This window comes from Candidatus Erwinia haradaeae (assembly GCF_900698925.1).
Classification (GTDB): Bacteria; Pseudomonadota; Gammaproteobacteria; order Enterobacterales; family Enterobacteriaceae; genus Erwinia_E; species Erwinia_E haradaeae_I.
Genome location: NZ_LR217713.1, coordinates 977,457 through 997,192, shown reverse-complemented (window position 1 = coordinate 997,192; position 19,736 = coordinate 977,457). Strand labels below are relative to the sequence as shown.

Genomic DNA, 19,736 nt, shown 5'->3' with positions numbered 1-19,736 from the left:
CATTAAAAATTACAATAATCTAATTAGATAAGTTGTTATTTTTACTAGAATTAAAACTAATATATTTTTTTATCCGAAGACTTACCGTGGTAATATTTTTTCTGAATGTTAAGATAGAATAAAGACTGTTAGTTTGATTTAATTATTAATTTGTTTAATAGCCGCCGATTGTTTTTAATGTATTATTCATACATCCTAGATTTTTGGTCTATATAGCTAATTTAATTTAATCTGGGGATTTTAGACAACCTAGATACGTATAACTACTTTAGAGAGAGTTCTAACGTAAATTTTTTTATCTATTCTTTATTTTTTGAGCGTTTATTTTAATTTTTTTGCTTATATTATATAGAAAGTTGTCTGAAATAATTCTATTGTTTAGTGTGGAGAATTCACTGTATATAGTGCTTAGAGCGTTGTATATAAAGGTTTATTGCAAGATACTTTCATATTTGATTATATTTAGAGAATCTTATATTATTCATCATGAATAATGGTGATAACAAGAAAAGTATGAATGAATATTTATTCTATGGTTATTTGTTAGGACTATGGTTATTTGTTAGGACGATGGTGTTTTCTCTGATAAAAGAGACTATTTATCACTAGTCTTTCTTATGATTCGAAAGACTTAGAGAATTTTTTAGAATGTAGAATGATATTATATATGTATAATTGAGAATTATATTCTATTTATAGAATAAGATAATTTAATGTATATTAGTATATTAAGATATTATTTTCGTTAAGAATTGATAGAGGAGAAAAAATTATAATATTAGTATTGTAATTATCGATTTTATAATTCATTAGATGTGAGTTTAATATAATGTTAGTAGTGAGTTACAATGATTATTTGTTTTTATTGTATACTTCAGCAGGGTTACTTTAGTAACCCTAGTTAGATTTTATTCAGTCGGGATGAAATATTTTCTATTGAATACTTGCTTAGACGTTGGTTCTTAAGTAATTTCTCATGATTTGTGTGCCATAATTACTTGAGAGGTCTATAAGTGTGATTGGTTGCAAGTTAATATTGAGTGAAACATGATTTTCTAGATTATACGACGGAGTTGAAAATTTTTTAATTTTATATAATATTTTATATTTTAAAAAATGCTAAGAGATAGCATAAAAGAAGAATGTGCAGTGTATTTCATACATTATATAAATTAAGATATGTAATGCTTGGGTTCATATTATATTCAAATATTGTAGTAGTAAATTAGCTTAAATAACTATGAAGATAGTTATCTGTAAATGTAACTTGTATAAAAATATTCTATAAAAGTAAGAATATGATTAATAAATTACAAGATTACATAACTAATATTCATTTAGAAAAGGTGAGCCTATTATATAAGAATGAGTGTAATTATCTATAGTAAGATTTTTCTAGTTCAATTCGCATAGATGCAATTACTTTTTTATAATCTACATTATCAAATATAGTAGACCCTACTACTAACATATCTGTTCCTGTATTAGCAATTTCGCAGATATTATTAACATGGATACCTCCATCAACTGCTAGGCAAATATTATAACCACTTCGATCAATTAGATTGCGAACTTGATGTAGTTTTTTTAGGGTTTCGGGTATGAATAATTGTCTACTAAATCCTGGATTAACAGACATAAGTAAAATTATATCAATCTTATCCATGACATCACAAAGGATTTCAAGAGATGCGGTAGGGTTTAATGCTATACCAGCTTTGCAACCAGATTGGTGAATTAGTTGTAGAGTTTGGTCAATATGTTGCGATGTTTCGGGATGAAATGTAATGCAATTGGCACCAGCTTGTATAAAATCAGGTATTAAACGATCTACGGGTTCTGCCATAAGGTGTACATCAATCGGAGCTGTTATGCCATAATTACGGAGATCTCTTACAGTCGTTGGACCCATTGATAGATTAGGAACATAATGGTTATCCATGATGTCAACATGTACTAAATCACCACCTGCATCCAGGGCTTTAGAAGTGTCTTCACCAAGTCGGGCATAATCTGCAGCAAGAATTGATGGGGCAATTAAAAATTTTTTCATTTTTTGATACCTTTTATAACGGTGTTTTAAAATGTATTATGGCTTCTATATTATAACTATATTAATTTAGTATCTATATCTTATGATCTATATTGCAAAATTTTTAATTTATCGATATGTAATAATTTTTATAGAAATTGTTATTTCTGGCATTTCTCTATGAGATTTTTTATTAAAATATAGAAAATTATTTCCTAATTGCTATGAAAATATTCCTATATAGTTGAATATTATTTTTTTATAATACTGAGAGTTTATTAGATAGTAAGAGCGATAACTCAGTAGTTAAAGTAATTGTTAGGTTTTATCAGTGATAGAATATGACATAATAGTATTGTTTATTTTTTATAAGTTGAATATCAGGTGGAGTGATAACGGTTGGGTAAAATTATGGTGGATGTAAATAGAATAGGTTTTTAGAGAGATCATGTTATTATTATAATTGGATCTATATATCATTATAACCCATAGCTATGAATACATTAACAAAATCTTGTTTTTGCATGGTGATTATCAGGATGATAATAATGAAAAAAAGAAGTAAAGTTGGATCCATATATCTTATATGGAGTTGATCTGATTTCTGATATAAATTTTTTATTGAATATAAATCTTATTCATCTTAAGTAATAGAGATTAACATTTTAGTAACGAAATATTATAGTTCTGGTTCGTATTTTATGGAATTAAAATTTATAAGATGGATTGGTCATGTTACGATAATATGACATTATATAATTTGTCATTTTATAATTAAGTATATTTTCTTTATTTGCAGTTAGACATGACATGGACTCTTTGAGTTTATTTTGATTCAGAGTAGATCACATGTAAATAAATTAGTTGATATATTATCTATATTTTAATAAATATTTATTTTTGTAGATATTAATTTATTTAATTTTTTTTTAATTAAATGTATCTCTTATAGAAAGAGTAATCTTAAAAATATCTTTTGTATTGCAATTGCTCATGCAGTTAATCTTTAATTAAACAATTATATTGAGTGGAATGAAGTATTAACATAAAGATAAAACGTTTTTTTGTTTAGTTTATACCTAATCGTTATTTTTATTTTATTTTTTTGATTGTACCAGTCAACGCCCAGAAAGAGGAACAGGAATTTTTTATTCTCATCATATATTTCCATTTTGAATTTTAGTTAATTGTAAAATCGACTTGCATTCAGATATTTAATTAAGTTCATACGGTTTTGTGGATACGAGACGTATTGTTTTTTTGTAGTATTTTCATTACTATACTTTTATTTATGTTAAATATAAAATATTTCGATTTTAGGCCATAATTCAAATGGCGATAAAGTTTATATATGTAATAGTTGGAAATAAATTTAGATGTTTTCTATTGGTTTATTTGTATTAGCTTATACATATTGTATGTTAATTTAACCGCTATATTTGTTAATACGCGATGAGTTGGGTTAATTATATAAGAAATTTTTTTATTTTGATTTAGAAGAATTATCGTTAGGTAGTAAGTAGATATTCTTAATTGAATGGATATTAGATGTTATCTAATCTAAATTAATGTATTAACTAATATACTAATAATAGAAAATATTTCTATTTACTCAGGATAACAATGGTTTTTTGCTAAAAAATATGCATAATAGTTTGTTTAGAGCATGTAATCGGTTAATCTTAATTTAATTGTATGATTTATTATCTGATGGTTTATTCTTATTTCTGTTCTATTCTAAAGTGGTTGGCTATGATATGGACAATTATTGTTTAGTATTGATTATTAGTATAAATATTGGTTTCAGTCATCTGTCTACACAAGTTTAATTGTATTAAATATAATATTCTTTTCTATAATATCTCTATAATATCTTTACCATCGGTTTGGAAAGATAGATGTTGTTTTAATAACAAAGACACATATTTTTTGCAGAGTATAGTTAAATTATAAGCAATGTCACGGGTGGTGAGTTTATAACGTCTGGTGAGTGAATTTATAACATTGTTTTATCTAGTAAGAGTAGTTTTTGACTATCTTCTTAATTACTTAATTATATGAACAATTTTCTCATGCGTAAAAATTTTTTTCGACATCATTTTAATTAAGGATTCTCTTTTTAAAAAGAGAATCTTGAATCAAGATGATAATATATTTCTAAAATGAGTTTGTACTTGAAAGGTATTATATTGTTTATATATTGTATTATTCTTTAATTATACGTACATGCTTTACATTTTGTAGATGTATCTTACATTAACACATCAAGTGCAATAGCACAACTTGTTAGGTTATATTATCATTAATAATGATTTTTAACTTTTATTACTATTGTAAATCTGAGTAGACTCATGGTAATTCTGATGGATTTTATTTTAAAAAAAATTTAACTAATTTGTTTACTTATTTTTTTTACCAATTATAAGATATATGAGAAAATAACTTATTATTTTATTTGATAGGATTAGATAATCTCGGAAAAGTTTCTAAAATGCATATAGCGTGATATTATAATTTATATTTTTATTATATTACTTTGATATGATGAGTATATAGGATGTATATGATACTTGTTCTATATATTATGGAAGGTTCAAACACTCAACTCAGTCTTTTTAAATTGTACTGTAATAGTAAGATTACTACTTGATAGAAAAATCAGTGAATATTGTATTTTTCTTTAAAGAAGTCTTTTAAGTAGTCATCTTTGTGAATCTTTATAAGATATGTAGAAACTATCTATAGTATAGACTCCTTCTGACCAGAACTATCATATGCATTTGATTTATGAGTATTTATATTTTATATTCAATTATGTTGCAAAATATTTGTTATAAAATGGTTACTTTTTATCAACTTATTTGAAATAATAATAAAGATTATACTATGTTTAGTTATACATGTGAAAATTATATTTTAAATATGATGAATTTATTTCAATTAACCCCTAATTATAATATAGAATCTATAATTCAATATTTGATTGCATTAAAAAGTTGCATCAAATCTTTCAAGACGGATCGAGTATTAGTATATATTTTTTACTTATTACATTTAGATGAATCATTATGAAAAAAACTAAGATTGTTTGCACTATTGGTCCCTCAACTGAATCTCAGGAGATTTTAACTCAACTTCTAGATGCAGGCATGAATGTTATGCGCCTAAACTTTTCTCATGGCAGTTATCGAGAGCATGCGCAACGCATTACTAATTTGCGTAATGTAATTAGAAATAGTACTTATCAGGCAGCTATTCTTCTTGATACTAAGGGGCCAGAGATTCGTACTATGAACTTGGAAAGCTCCCAGGGTGTTCTCCTACAATCAGGGCAGAGGTTTACCTTTACTACTAATCAAAATATTAATGGCAATAACAAGGTTGTAGCGGTCAGTTATCCAGGTTTAACCTCAGATTTAAACATTGGAAACACTATTTTAGTGGATGATGGATTGATCGGTATGAAAGTAATAGAAATTACAAGCGGCGCTGTTATTTGTGAAGTTCTGAATAGTGGTATTTTAGGTGAGAATAAAGGAATTAATTTACCTGGTATCTCAGTGAATTTACCTGTTCTTTCAGAAAAGGATAAGCGTGATTTAGTTTTCGGATGCGAGCAGGGTGTGGATTTTATTGCTGCGTCTTTTATTCGAAAACCTGATGATGTAATGGAGATTCGTGAATATCTTAACGTACATGGTGGTGAAAAGATTCAGATTATATCTAAAATTGAAAATCAGGAAGGTTTGTATAATTTTGATGAAATTCTCCATATGTCAGACGGTATTATGGTTGCGAGAGGTGATTTGGGCGTTGAAATTCCAGTAGAAGAGGTTATTTTTGCTCAGAAAATGATGATTAAAAAATGTAATGAAGCACAAAAAGTGATCATTACCGCAACGCAAATGTTGGATTCAATGATTAAAAACCCTCGACCCACTCGGGCGGAAGCGGGTGATGTAGCTAACGCTATTTTAGATGGTACGGATGCGGTAATGTTATCTGGTGAAAGCGCTAAAGGTCAATACCCATTAGAATCTGTTAGGATTATGTCTACGATTTGTGAACGAACTGATCGCGTGATGCAAAGTCGTATTAATTTAAAAAGTAATAATCGAAAATTACGTATTACCGAAGCAGTATGTCGTAGTGCAGTCGAAATGGCTGAGAAGTTATCATCACCACTTATTGTTGTTGCAACTAAAGGTGGTAAATCAGCTAAAGCGATACGGAAGTATTTTCCTACTGCTACGATCTTGGCTTTAACAACAAATAAACAAATAGCAAGACAGTTGTTATTAAGTAAAGGTGTAATGACATTGTTAGTTGAACGAATTTCTTCTACAGATGATTTTTATCGCCTTGGTAAAGCAGCTGCAGAAGCAAGTGGATACGCCCGTAAAGGTGATTCTTTAGTTATGGTATCTGGAGCATTGGTAGAAAGTGGAACCACGAACACCTCGTCAGTTCATATTTTATCATGAGATTGAACAAATTATGAAGACCCGTATAAGCAATACGAATCAATAAATTTTATCTATAACATATAATTTTTTATTTTTATTTTTTCTAGATCTTTTTTGCAGTTGTGTAAAAATCAGATTATTAAGTGATAACGGCATAAAATTTATAATTTTATGTATTTTATTTAGTACGATGAAGAATCGATTGTTAGTCTGAAATAATAAACTTTATATTAAGAGCCAATCTAGACAATAATCTTTTATTTCATTTAAATTTTATACTGATAATAAATCTTAAATATAAGATCTAATTTAGTTTTTGAGACAATTCAATCACAGGATGCATAATTGTGCGTAACACTGATCTAGAAAAGATTGTCAATCAACTTTTAAATAGTACATCTTTTAGTGATTTTACATTCAATGGTTTGCAAATCGAAGGTCGAAGTGAGATTAAAAAAATTGTTAGTGGTGTAACAGCTTGTTATGCATTGCTTGATGAAGCGGTTCGTTTAAAAGCAGATGCAGTTTTAGTACATCATGGTTATTTTTGGAAAAACGAATGCCCTGGGCTTAGGGGTATGCAACGCAGACGAATTAAAATAATTTTGGAACATGATTTGAATCTTTTTGCATGGCACCATCCTTTGGATGCGCATCCAATTTTAGGTAATAATGCGCAGTTAGCCAGTTCTTTAGGAATTAAAATTAATGGTGAAATTCAATCATTATTACCTTGGGGCGAACTGAATACTCCTTTAAGCGCAGAGGGATTAAAGCAACGTATTTCTTTGACACTAGGGCGCGAACCATTACATTGTTCTAGTGATAAAGCACCTGTTTTGATTAGATATGTAGCGTTATGCAGCGGTGCTGGGCAGGGTTTTATTGATTCAGCTTCTTCTTTTGGGGTTGATGCGTTTATTAGTGGTGAGGTTTCTGAGAAGACTGTGCATAGTGCACGAGAGCAGGGTTTACACTTTTTTTCTGCAGGACATCATGCCACCGAAAGGGGTGGGGTAAAGGCATTAGGCCAATGGTTGTCTGAAAAACACTCTCTTCATGTTACTTTTATTGATATTGGTAATCCAGTTTAATTTGTTAGAAAAAAAAATTAGTTTTCCGGTGATTATACATACACACTTATCCGATAGATTCAGTTTGATTAGAGAAAAATAATCCCATTTTGATATATTATATGAATAGATTATTCTATAATATTTATACGATATGTTATAGTAGAAGCTCTGCACAAGAGCTATTAAGATCAGATTGTATGTATATTGATTCAGGAAAATAATTATTATATAAAGGGTATCCTATTATATTTTCGATCACAGAACTTTTTTTTCAGACAAAGTATGTTAGGGATAATAGATCGAGATTAGGTATCAAGGAAAAATTAGAATTGAGCTATGTATTATTATTGCTATCGAAAGTAGCATTGCTTATTTATTTAAAATAAATAGTATTTTTACAATAAATTATGCAGTCATTATATATAGGTGCTTATAGATTGTTTTATGTTTGTCAACATATTAACCAGTTCAGTTGTTATGAGGTATTTACATATTATATTAAGAAACTGTTTAAGTATTATTCTTTTATTAATATGATTGTTAATCATCTGATTTCTGAGATTATAAAAATAATCATTAAAAAAGAGGTAAGTTTAAACTAAGATTTAGTAATCTATTTCTGATCAATAGAATATTCTACCTCTATAGACTAGGTAAGTTACAAGACATAGGGGTAGATTGGTAGATACATGGATGGATAAAAGTATGATAACGATAACCGTTATTATATTTGTTTTAATATTTAACAGTGATATTAAATCTTTTATTGAATTTTTTACTACAATCGTTAGTTTTTGATTGTTAATATTATGAGTCTTAATGAATTATATTGTTATCTGAATTTATAGTTAGTAAGCAGGGTGCGAATTTTTATCGCATTTTTACCATGTCGCATGTAATTTTTTGAAAGAGTATTAAATCTTTTAGTGGGTTATACAATAATGGATAAGTCTTATGAAGCTTATTAGAAAGATAATAGTTTTTTAACTTTGTATAATCAAAATATTTCATCAAAGACCTGCTACGTATTTATATTGTGTTATCTACATTAACTAGCATAGTTTTTAACATTAAAAGCCTGATGCTTGCATTTCTCTAACATATAGAAATATTCAGAGTTAAATTACAAGTCTTTTTATCACTACTTATGTAATTCAAAATTATAGGCGGTCTTTAGAGACCTGTGTATAGATTAGTGATGAATTTTGTCCAAGAATGTTTTTCGTTTGTTTTGGATAAGGATCAAGATGGTTTGATTATCTAGGGATTCTAGATTATATATTAATATTCTTAACACAATAGTGAATATTATGAAAAGTATGTATCAGACCGGTTCGTTAGTTTATAAAATTAAATGTTAGTCACATAATTATAGAAGACGGTTAATTATTTAAAACCTTTTTCAAGCTTAATGAGGTTATATGCTTCTTGAATAGCCTGTGTTTTTTGTTTTGCCATTTCCATCATTTCTGGGGGAAGGCCTTTAGCTACTAATTTATCTGGATGATTCTCGCTCATTCTTTTGCGGTAAGCTCGTTTTATCGTCGTAAAATCGTCGTTTTGTGAAACGCCAAGCATAGCGCAGGCATCTTCGAGTGTTGGTGTTTGTTTTTTTGAACGATAGGTATCTTGATTATGTGAATGATGGTCATGATAATATGTGTTGTTAAACTGTTGCCCGCTTTCCATCATTTGTATGAATTGATCAAACTGTTGGCAAGATATACCTAGTTCTTCAGCAATAATATATAATATTTGACGCTCATTGGGATGTAAGATTCCATCAGCAAACGCTGCTTGAATCTGGATTTCAAGAAACATTCTCAGTAAATCAAAGCGACCTGAAGAGGCAATTCGTAGTTCACGTAATTTTTCGCGAATAGGGTAATCTATCTTTTTTCCTTCACGGAAAGCGCATTGCGCTTCGTGTCGGCTATTTCCATAGAGTTTCATTCGGTCCATTAGTTTGGAGGCAGTTTCAATATCTTTATCGGTTACTCTTCCTTTGGATTTTGTTAGATGTCCTAAAACTTGAAAAGTTGTACGAAAGAATAGAGATTGTCGATTTTGTTGCTCAAAAGCGTCATGCTGATTATCAGGGCAACGACTTTTATCAAATAAATGCCCTATTAGAATGCCTATGAGTATACTCCAGAGGCTTGAACCAGATAGTAATCCCCAAAATAATCCTAATATTTTCCCCCAGTAGAACATAAACTCCTCATTAGGTTATTGACTTTTAACGTTTTATAGCAAGATGAATATATATTCTCCTAAAGGGGAAGCGATTATGCAAGACATTAATTTAGCGTTGTATTTCTAATATTATAAGCCATTTGAAAAATTTTATCATGACCATGTCTAACCCATGAATGTTTTCACAGATCTTATGTGATAGCATACAAAATTCAAATATATTTCTTTACCTATTGTATATTTTGCATTTATTCCTCTTGTGAGCAAGTCATTCTTTATATATGAATTATTAATTTTATATTACAGTGGGTAGGATGTAGGAAAATTTTCTTCTTTAATATGCTTGATTGTTTCTCAAAGAATGGGGTTAGCTATATATTTTTAACTAATTTAAGATTTTATTAAGAAAATTGTGTAGATTAATGATGATGTTATAATTTTAACAAGTATGTTAATTTATCTTGCATTGTCAGTGGTAGTGTACTTAAATTAATATGCTTACTTAAAAAAGTTTGATTTTTTAAATTTTTAGAACAGAATGATATTGCTTTTTATTCCGATAAGTTGATTTGTAGTGCGCAAATAGAAGGAATGTTACTATATAATATTTTTTGTTACTACAGTTGGTGGAGGAGTAGAATAAAAGGTATTTTTTTAAAATTTATTTAGATAAACCAATATAGATACATATACAATTTAATTTTTTAATAAAAAAATTATATGTTTTAATGAACTAAAAATGAAAATGTAGTATTTAGATCATTAAATTGATGTATATAATAATAATGTTATCTAATAATGTATGTTTCGTATTTACATAAGTGTATAGATATTAAAGTAAGTACATAACTTTTATTATATTTATGTTAGTAATTTTTGTCTTATCACAAGGTAAGTTATTTGAGAATCGTGTAGTGTAGTACTAGGTAATTCGCACCATAGCTATATGGAGTATCAAGATTTTGGGTTCAAAGGAATGCATGAAACAATGCATATTTAACAATAAAATAATCTATATTAATAGAAGAGTTTCTTGATGCAAGGAGAGCGACAAGTATATGTTTAATTACAGCATAGTGAGAGAAAATATGGATTTTTATAATATTGAATTTAACCTATTTAGTTAAAAAAAATAATAACAAAGTCATAAAAAACCGATTATTTTTAGTAGAAATGTATGGAACAAGAAAATGGAACCATTGGTTTCGCGCATGGAGGTGTGACATGTATGTGATATAGAAGTTTTCATTCTATATCATCTCTTGATAATCTATTTGAAAAATTTAGTTGTGTATTGTGGTTCATAATATATCACTGAGATAAATCAAATGATTAAATCCTGATTAGTCATAAGATTTTGGTTGCAAATCCTTGTATTTATTATCTCTCTAGATAACAAAGAAACGACTAGTACGATAGAAGTATTATCATTTGGAGAAATAATGCAAGGAGCGTGGAAAACATAAATTTTATTTTATTTACAGAGACAACTGTCTCTTATTTTGTATACATAGTTCATTCTAATGGATCTTACCGATGGTTTCAGATAACAATTATTATAAGGATAATTCTTGATATTTTATATAATAATCAGATTATCTACTTTGGTGGTTGTTCTTGTTAATGTTATTCTATTTAGTTATACAGCTTTAGCTAGTGAATCTACATTACAATGTATTAGTACATCATCTAGTAATGAAGATCGATTTATACAAGAACAATGCTTGAATCAGTTGTCCGTAACCATTACTTCAGATATGGCCACTGTTATTTATTCAAATAACGCTATTTTCAATGGTCATGTTGATGTTTATCATGGAAATCGACATTTAAAATCTGATTATGTTTACTTAAGTCGAAAATTGTTCAGAGGTACTACGACCTTTATTGATACTATCGACTTATTAGGCGATGTTCAGTATGATGATGATCATATAGCTTTATCAGGACCTCAGGCTTGGATAAATCTACATACTAAAGATGTTAATATGTGGGATGGTACTTATACAGTTGTTGGACGACAAGAAAGAGGATTTGCTCGAAAAATAGAATTAAGAAAGAATAACCGTTATACTATTTTGAAGCATGGTACGTTTACTTCTTGTCCTCTTGGAAAGAGAGGATGGATTGTAGAGGGTTCTAAGATTATTCATGATCGTGATTCGGAATTATCTGAGATTTGGAATGCACGATTTAAGATAGGTTCTATTCCTATTTTCTACAGTCCTTATTTACAGATTCCAAAAGGAAATAAGGCTCGTTCTGGTTTTTTGGTACCAAGAGGATCTTATAATAAATTTGGGGGTTTACAATTTTTATTTCCGTATTATTGGAATATAACGCCTCAAGCAGATGCCACTGTTATGGCTCGTTATATCAGTCGACGTGGAATACAGTGGCAGAATGAATTTCGATATCTGATGATTGGTTCTGGTTTATTAGAATTCGATTATTTAAAACATGATCGCATATATACATGTGGACATGATCAACACGGTTCATCTTCTCCTAGATGGTTACTTCATTGGCATCATTCTAATTTTTTTACTGATTCTTGGCGTTTTCAGGCTGAGTATACCAAGGTCAGTGATTCTGATTATTTTCGAGATTTAGATTCTGAGTATGGATCCATAACCAACGGTTATCTTGCACAGAAATTTGACTGGAGTTATGTAGGACGTAATTGGGATATAACGTTATCTAGAAAATATTTTCAGATTTTATCTACAAAACATTATCATGATTTTTATTCAGCTGAGCCTCAGATAGATTTTAATTATTATTCACGCAATCTCAGGTTATTTGATAGTCATTTGTATTCCCAAGTTGTCAGATTTACTAATCGTAATCCATATATGCCAGAGGCTATGCGTTTACATATTGAACCAATGATATATTGGCCATACATAACTGAATGGAATAGATTAAATACTACAATCAAGGTTCTAGCTACTCATTATTTACAAAATAATATAGAGTATTATAATTTAGAGAACAAAAATATTAATAAGTTGAAAAATTCAGTTAATCGTATTATACCGCAATTTAGTATTGATGAGCAAATGCGTTTTGATCATGATATGATATTGTTACCAGGTTATACACAAAGTCTTGAACCCCGGATTCAGTATCTTTACATTCCGTATCATGATCAAAGATCAATACATAGCTATGATTCTACATTATTACTCCGTAATTATTATAGCTTATTTCAAGAACGTAAATATAGTGGTTTAGATCGAATTGAGTCTGCTAATCAATTAACAACCGGTTTAACTATGCGAATTTTTGATGGTCATTTGCATGAATGCTTTAATATTTCTATAGGGCAAATTTACTCGTTTGTGTCGGAATCTCGTAGAGTAAATCATGAGCCTGATCGTCATTCAGGTGTGGTATCGTTAGTTGCATGTGGTAAAGTTAGAATGCAAGACCATTTAGTCCTGTCTGGTGGAGTATATTATGATACTTATTTAGATAGAATCTCCCAGGGGGATTGCATTCTGGAATGGCGCTCTAATGTTAATCATATGATACAGATTAGTTATCGCTATATTAGTGAAAATTATATAACTCAGGTTTTATTAGAAAGCGATATAGATCAGTCTCGATATAAACAGGATATATCTCAAGTTGGTATCACTGCTAGTTGGTCGATTGTTGATCAGTGGTCTATAGCGGGTTCTTGTTATTACAACACAAAGACTCATTTGATAGTAGATCAGTTAGTGGGTATTCAATATAGCTCTTGTTGCTATTCGGTTAAATTGGGTTATGCACACAACATTAAAGATTGGGTACAAGGTACAAGTAAATATGATAATAAACTTATTTTCAATATTGAGCTCCGTGGTCTAAGTAGCAATAATTGTCGGTTAGATACTACTCAAATGTTCCATCAAGGTATTTTACCTTATCAAAGTGCTATCTAATCCTCTTATATATTGAAGATTCACAATCCTGTAGTTTGGAAAAGAAAATGGAATCCATATGACTTATTGGAAGGTATTAGTTCTTAGTGCAGGTCTTGTATCCAGTACTGCATTCTCATCTCCTCACGTAGTAGATCAAGTTGCTGCAGTTGTTAATCATAGTGTAGTTTTAAAAAGTGATGCAGATAGAATGATTCAATCTATCAAAAACGAAGCAATAAAGACTGGTCAAAGTTTACCTAACAAGAATGTTCTTTATCATCAGGTGTTAGAACAACTGATTATTAACAGCATTTTGTTACAAAAATCAAAACAACTTGGCTTGTATGTTAATGACTCACAGTTGCAGAAGGCTATTTCTAAGATTGCACAGCAAAAAAAAATGAGCGTAAGTCAATTAATTAGGTCTTTATCTGATTCAGGCATTAATTATGCTTCGTATCGTGAGATGATTCGTCATAATCTTATGGTATTAGAATTACGTACTAATGAAGTAAGGCGTCGTTTCTCTATTATGCCTGAGGAAATTAATTCATTGGTGAGTTATTTAGAGGCACAAAATAGTTCTAATTTTGTATTTAAACTGAGTCATATTTTATTGCCTTTATCAGAAAATCTAACACAGAAAGAAGCGTTAAATCGGGAGAATATGGCTGTTCAGTTAGTTCATCAGGCAAGAACGGGTTCTAATTTTAGTAAATTAGTCACGGATTATTCGTCTGGTGTGCAGAATCTTATAGAAGAAGACATGGGCTGGAGGAAGTTGAGGGATTTACCTTCATTGTTTTCTTCATTTTTAATGAAAGCAAACAAAGGTGATATTATTGGTCCTATTCGATCTGGAATGGGTTGGCATATTTTAAAAGTTAACGACATAGATGGAAAAAAGAAAAAAATTTCATCTCATCAGGTACATGTTAGACATGTTTTTCTTAGGTCATCACCAGTAGTATCTGATTCCCAACTTCGCTCTAAATTACTTCAAGTGTCTTCTGAAATTAGTAATGGCAGGATCTTTAGTCAGGTTGAACAAGATTTGTATCAAGATTTTCAATCAGAATATAATGGAGGAGATCTTGGTTGGCGTGGTATTGAGGAGTTTGATGATCTATTTCGTAATATTCTTGTAGGATTAAAAAATGGTGAGGTTAGCCAACCGATACATTCTGATTCTGGATGGCATATTGTGCAACTCCTAGATAGTCGAGTGATAGACATAACTGACATGGAACAGAAAGAAGAGGCTTATCAGATATTGCTTGAACGTAAGTTACCTATAGCTACACTGGATTGGATAGAAGATGAACGCCATTTTGCTTATGTTAAGATATGCGATGAGAATAATTAGATAGGGATTTCTTTTGATTAGAGTTGTGAAGGTATTATGATGTGTAATAGAGGGTATGATGGTGACTGTTATGTTGTGATTTTCCTATATTATTTTATAATATTATTTAAGATATATGTATAGAATAACATATGATTGTATAGATATTTGATTTGAATTTTTATTGAGATGAATTTTTCATGGAATCCATGTTAGTTGGTTATGATTTGTTTAGGATGAACCAATCTTATATTATATATTGATAATATTTATTATTAATTGATGAGATTGTAGAGCGTAAAAATTGTGTATAAGATATTTAAATTATAGAAGAAGGATTATTATTTATCTTCATAATTTCAGACTGTCTTATTTAACTAAGTTGAAGAGTAGGGAAGGTTATTATGATGATCGCTTTTATTTTTAAGAAGTGGAAGAATATCTTCATATATATAATGTAATATAGATTATAAAAATAATCGCATTCAAAACCATGTATTTTAATTGGCTTGAAGTTTAATATTTTCGACAGTATTTAGCATTGGTTATATACAGTAATAACTGTATTGATTATATAAAAATTTATGTTTTATTTTTATAGAAATTGCTACATGATCATGTATTTATTAAACCTTAAGAAATATATTAATAGGTTCTTATACTAGAAACAATTTTGGTTAATATTAATATATTTTTTATAAAAGAGTATTAATAATATTGCTTATAGTTACCAAGCGTGATGCTCAGATTAAAAGGAAATCTTCTTTTTTTTAAAAAATCATTAATACAGATAGTCAGGTTGATAGATTATAGTTTTATTATAAAAGTAATTTTAAAATATATTTTTTAATATATTAAATAGGATTAGATTTATCAGATTTAACATGGAAAAAGTAGCGATACTGCTTGACAAGCTATGCCTTCTTGTCGACCCACACATCCTAGTCCTTCAGAGGTTTTTGCTTTTACATTAACATTAGTTATATTAATAGATAAGTCTTCTGCAATATTTATTCTCATTTTTTGAATGTATGGAAGCATTATTGGTTCTTGAGCTATTATAGTTAGATCAACATTTCCTACATAATAGGAATTTTTGATAATCATTTTCATGGTCTTACTAAGAAGACAACGGCTATTTATTCCTCGATAGGCACGATCAGTATCTGGAAATAAACGTCCAATATCCCCTAATCCTGCTGCACCTAAAAGTGAATCTGCAAGGGAATGAAGCAATACATCTCCATCAGAGTGAGCCAGTAAGCCTTTGTGATATGGAATATGAACACCACCAATAATTAATGGGTTATTTCCACCAAAACTATGTATATCAAAACCGTTACCAATTCGCATGTTATATTCCTAATTTTTTATCTCTCTCCATAAGATAAAGCCGAGCTAGGGCTAGATCTTCTGGTTCTGTTATTTTAAGGTTATCTCGTCGTCCATGCAGTATTTCTGGATGAAATCCACAGAACTCTAATGCTGTTGCTTCATCGGTTATTTTATTTTTTTTATTCATAACTTTACTGAGACAGGTTTGTAAAAGTGGTAACGGAAATACTTGAGGTGTAAGAGCTTGCCATAAGTTATTACGTGAGACAGTGTGAGAAATATAATTACTACCCAAAAGAACGTGTTTTATAGTATCATTTATTGGTACCGCTAGGATTCCTCCGACTCGACTATAAGAAGTTAAAGCGAGTAAGCGACATAAGTCTTCAGGATAAATACATGGTCGAGCGGCATCATGAATTAATACCCATTTAGCAGAACCAGCCATCTTTAACGCTTCTATCACTGAATCGAATCGACTAAGACCACCGTATACTGTAGTAATGCGTATGTCTCTAGCTAGGGTTAAGTGATTAAAATAAGTATCTTCTGGGTGAATTGCAACTACTATATGTTGAATTTGCTTATTATTTAATAATATAGTCAAGCTGTGTTCTATAATTGTTTTTCCACAGATATGAAGATATTGTTTGGGACATGATGAGCGCATGCGACTACCGGTACCTGCTGAAGGAACTATAGCGACAATTTTAGAGTAGGAGATTGGATTATTCATGTGATAGGTTTTTACTTTATAAAATCATCATTGTAAATTATGTATTATAAATACACGATAAATGATAATTTTAATATACATTTATTAATTTGTATGAGATGGGTTATCTTTTTATTAAAAAGTAAAGCGCACAATATTACTACTAGGAACTGATGTTATTTTTAGATCCTTTATTTATATTAGACTTCTGTTGTCTCGTAATTTTTAGGTTGTCACGCAAGTTTTGGACCTTAGAAAGTAATTGATCATTTCGTATTCTTAATGCAGAATTGCAAGTTTTTTGCAATTCTAGATCTGTATGAGCTTGTTTTAAGGCGTATATTCCATTTTTTCCAAACCACAGCGAGTATTGCAGTTCACCTAGAAGAATAAATAAAAGTAAGGTAAGTTTAGTCATGCATTTTTTTTGAATCACATGCTAATCCATTTGGTTATTTTGTAAAGTTATTTTTTTGTATAATTAGGATAAATGTATCTTCATTTTTATAGTTATTTAAATGTATAAAATTTTTATCTGGTTTTGTTTGAGATGATCTGAGCCTCCAGTTTGTTAAAAAAGATGGAAGCTCTCATTAGTTTAATATTGCATTAGTTTAATATTGGATTATATTGCGTATTTTTAAGAAATGTAATACTTCATTGGTTAAAACTGTTATGCTTTTTTCACCATCAAGATGAATATCTGGTTTTAATGGTGCTTGATATTCAGAATCTATTCCCGTAAAGTTAGTAAGTGCTCCAGAGCGTGCTTTCTTGTACAGCCCTTTTGGATCTCGTTTTTCGCACATAGAGAGAGGAGTATCTATGAAGATTTCAAGAAAAGACTCTGAGCCAATTAGATTGCGCACCATTTTTCTCTCCTCATAATAAGGAGAGATAAGTGCAGTAAGAACTATTAGCCCAGCGTCAATCATCAGTTTTGCTACTTCCCCTATTCTGCGTATATTTTCTTTACGATCATGCACACTAAAATTCAGATCATGACATAATCCGTGTCTTAGGTTATCTCCATCAAGTAAGTAACTATTAATACCCATTTGGTACAGGTGTTTTTCTAGAGAACCTGCAATGGTTGATTTACCTGATCCAGAGAATCCGGTAAACCATAGCACAATGCTACGATGTCCATGAAGTTGTTCGCGTTCTTTTTGAGTAATAGGATGATTATGCCATATTAAGTTCTGGTTATTTTGTATCATGTTATTTACCTATCATATAGCTCACATACACCCCAATGTGGAAAATGACGGCGTACTAAAGCATTAAGCTCTAGCTCAAACTCACTAAATTTATTTTTATAAGACGTGGCTATATTTGTAAGAGCGCTTCTAACCATGCCAGCTCCAACAGTGCCGTTATTTAATCGGTCTATAAATATGATTGCACCAGTGACTCGATTATGTTCATAAGGGTCTATGGGAACTAGTTCATCGAAGATAATATCAACACGACCGATGGCATTAAGTGGTAATTCTTGAGAATTATAGCGCGTGAGATTATTAATATCAATTTGATGATGAATTTTATCTATACATGCTCGTGTTTTTTTTCCCGCAATCTTTATATTAAAGCTTTGACCGCGTGTAAGTGGTTTTTCTGCCATCCATACGACATCAACTGTTGCGCCTCGTGCAGCTATTAATTGTTCGTTTTCATTTATCAATAAATCACCACGGCTAATATCAAGTTCATCCTTAAGAACTAAAGTGATAGCCTCGTTTTCATTGGCGTATGGTAGATCGCCATCAAAGGTTACGATACGTGTGATTGTTGATTTATTACCACTAGGTAGAACTTGTATTTTTTGACCTATCTCTATTTTTCCAGAAGCTACGGTTCCAGAATATCCACGAAAATCAAGATTTGGACGATTGACGTATTGTATTGGAAATCGCATTGATTTTTGTTCTAAATTGCACTGAACATTAACAGTTTCTAGTAGATGGAGAAGAGTTGGACCTTCATACCAGGGCATTTTGTTATTAGTATGTACAACATTTTCACCCGTAAGGGCAGATAGCGGTATAAAGTGAATATCAATATTATTTGGCAGTTGTTTTGAAAAATTAAGATAGGATTCTTTAATTTTTAAAAATTGATCTTGACTGTAATTAACGAGATCCATTTTATTAATCGTTACGATTAAGTATTTAATACCTAGTAGCGTGGTAATTAAGCTATGACGACGAGTTTGATTCAGCAAGCCTTTTCGTGAATCAATAAGAAGAATAGCAAGATCGCAGGTGGACGCGCCTGTAGCCATATTACGTGTATATTGTTCATGACCCGGTGCATCGGCTATAATAAATTTACGTCGATAAGTAGAGAAATATCGATACGCAACATCAATAGTAATACCTTGTTCACGCTCTGCCTGCAAGCCGTCTACCAGTAATGCTAAGTCTATTTGATCTCCTTGTGTTCCATGGCGTTTGCTGTCATGACATAATGTAGATAACTGGTCTTCATAAATTTGTTTTGTATCGTGTAACAATCTACCAATAAGTGTACTTTTACCATCATCAACACTGCCGCAGGTAAGAAAACGAAGGAGAGTTGTATTTTTCTGTTGCGTTAGCCAGTTTTCTATGATAGAGGATTGAAGATTTTGATGAGGAATAATATTATTCATTACA

At 30.1% G+C, this 19,736-nt stretch carries 11 protein-coding genes; 4 read left to right on the top strand and 7 right to left on the bottom strand.

All coding sequences use genetic code 11. The annotated features are described in order from the left end of the window. Window positions 1-1,375 precede the first annotated feature (1,375 nt). Window positions 1,376-2,053 (bottom strand): ribulose-phosphate 3-epimerase, encoded by a 678-nt coding sequence (gene rpe, locus HACICURV3402_RS03040; protein ID WP_157992838.1) that lies wholly within the window; start codon window positions 2,051-2,053, stop codon window positions 1,376-1,378. Between the two features lie 3,047 nt (window positions 2,054-5,100). Between rpe and pykF the strand changes: the two genes are divergently transcribed. Then, on the top strand, window positions 5,101-6,516 hold the full coding sequence (pykF, locus tag HACICURV3402_RS03035; protein WP_157992837.1) for a pyruvate kinase PykF: 1,416 nt from the start codon (window positions 5,101-5,103) through the stop codon (window positions 6,514-6,516). 329 nt (window positions 6,517-6,845) lie between these two features. Then, the gene (locus HACICURV3402_RS03030; protein WP_157992836.1) at window positions 6,846-7,592 is read left to right on the top strand and encodes a Nif3-like dinuclear metal center hexameric protein; all 747 of its coding nucleotides are present in this window, start codon (window positions 6,846-6,848) and stop codon (window positions 7,590-7,592) included. A 1,368-nt stretch (window positions 7,593-8,960) separates the two neighbouring features. Here the strand turns inward: HACICURV3402_RS03030 and djlA are convergent. Then, window positions 8,961-9,788 carry a co-chaperone DjlA gene (gene djlA / locus HACICURV3402_RS03025; protein ID WP_157992835.1) on the bottom strand — a complete coding sequence of 276 codons (828 nt, stop codon included), beginning with the start codon at window positions 9,786-9,788 and terminating at the stop codon, window positions 8,961-8,963. A 1,589-nt stretch (window positions 9,789-11,377) separates the two neighbouring features. On the opposite strand from djlA, the gene lptD reads away from it, so the two are divergent. Both lptD and surA read left to right on the top strand, forming a co-directional pair. Continuing rightward, window positions 11,378-13,702, top strand: coding sequence for an LPS assembly protein LptD (gene lptD, locus HACICURV3402_RS03020; protein ID WP_232037524.1), 2,325 nt, complete (start codon window positions 11,378-11,380; stop codon window positions 13,700-13,702). A 58-nt stretch (window positions 13,703-13,760) separates the two neighbouring features. Then, entirely contained in the window at window positions 13,761-15,050 is a 1,290-nt protein-coding gene (gene surA, locus HACICURV3402_RS03015) for a peptidylprolyl isomerase SurA (RefSeq protein WP_157992834.1), read from the top strand. 858 nt (window positions 15,051-15,908) lie between these two features. Here surA and ispF read toward each other — a convergent pair. The 5 genes from ispF to cysN form a co-directional block, all read right to left on the bottom strand. Further along, window positions 15,909-16,382: a 2-C-methyl-D-erythritol 2,4-cyclodiphosphate synthase gene (ispF, locus tag HACICURV3402_RS03010; RefSeq protein WP_157992833.1), complete on the bottom strand. Its 474-nt coding sequence runs from the start codon at window positions 16,380-16,382 to the stop codon at window positions 15,909-15,911. Window position 16,383: 1 nt separating this feature from the next. Continuing rightward, window positions 16,384-17,100, bottom strand: a complete 717-nt coding sequence (ispD, locus tag HACICURV3402_RS03005; RefSeq protein WP_157992832.1) for a 2-C-methyl-D-erythritol 4-phosphate cytidylyltransferase — start codon at window positions 17,098-17,100, stop codon at window positions 16,384-16,386. Between the two features lie 142 nt (window positions 17,101-17,242). Beyond that, window positions 17,243-17,515, bottom strand: coding sequence for a septum formation initiator family protein (locus HACICURV3402_RS03000; RefSeq protein WP_157992831.1), 273 nt, complete (start codon window positions 17,513-17,515; stop codon window positions 17,243-17,245). Between the two features lie 178 nt (window positions 17,516-17,693). Then, the gene (cysC, locus tag HACICURV3402_RS02995) at window positions 17,694-18,299 is read right to left on the bottom strand and encodes an adenylyl-sulfate kinase (protein ID WP_157992830.1); all 606 of its coding nucleotides are present in this window, start codon (window positions 18,297-18,299) and stop codon (window positions 17,694-17,696) included. Between the two features lie 5 nt (window positions 18,300-18,304). Continuing rightward, window positions 18,305-19,732 (bottom strand): sulfate adenylyltransferase subunit CysN, encoded by a 1,428-nt coding sequence (gene cysN / locus HACICURV3402_RS02990; RefSeq protein ID WP_157992829.1) that lies wholly within the window; start codon window positions 19,730-19,732, stop codon window positions 18,305-18,307. Between the last annotated feature and the right edge of the window lie 4 nt (window positions 19,733-19,736).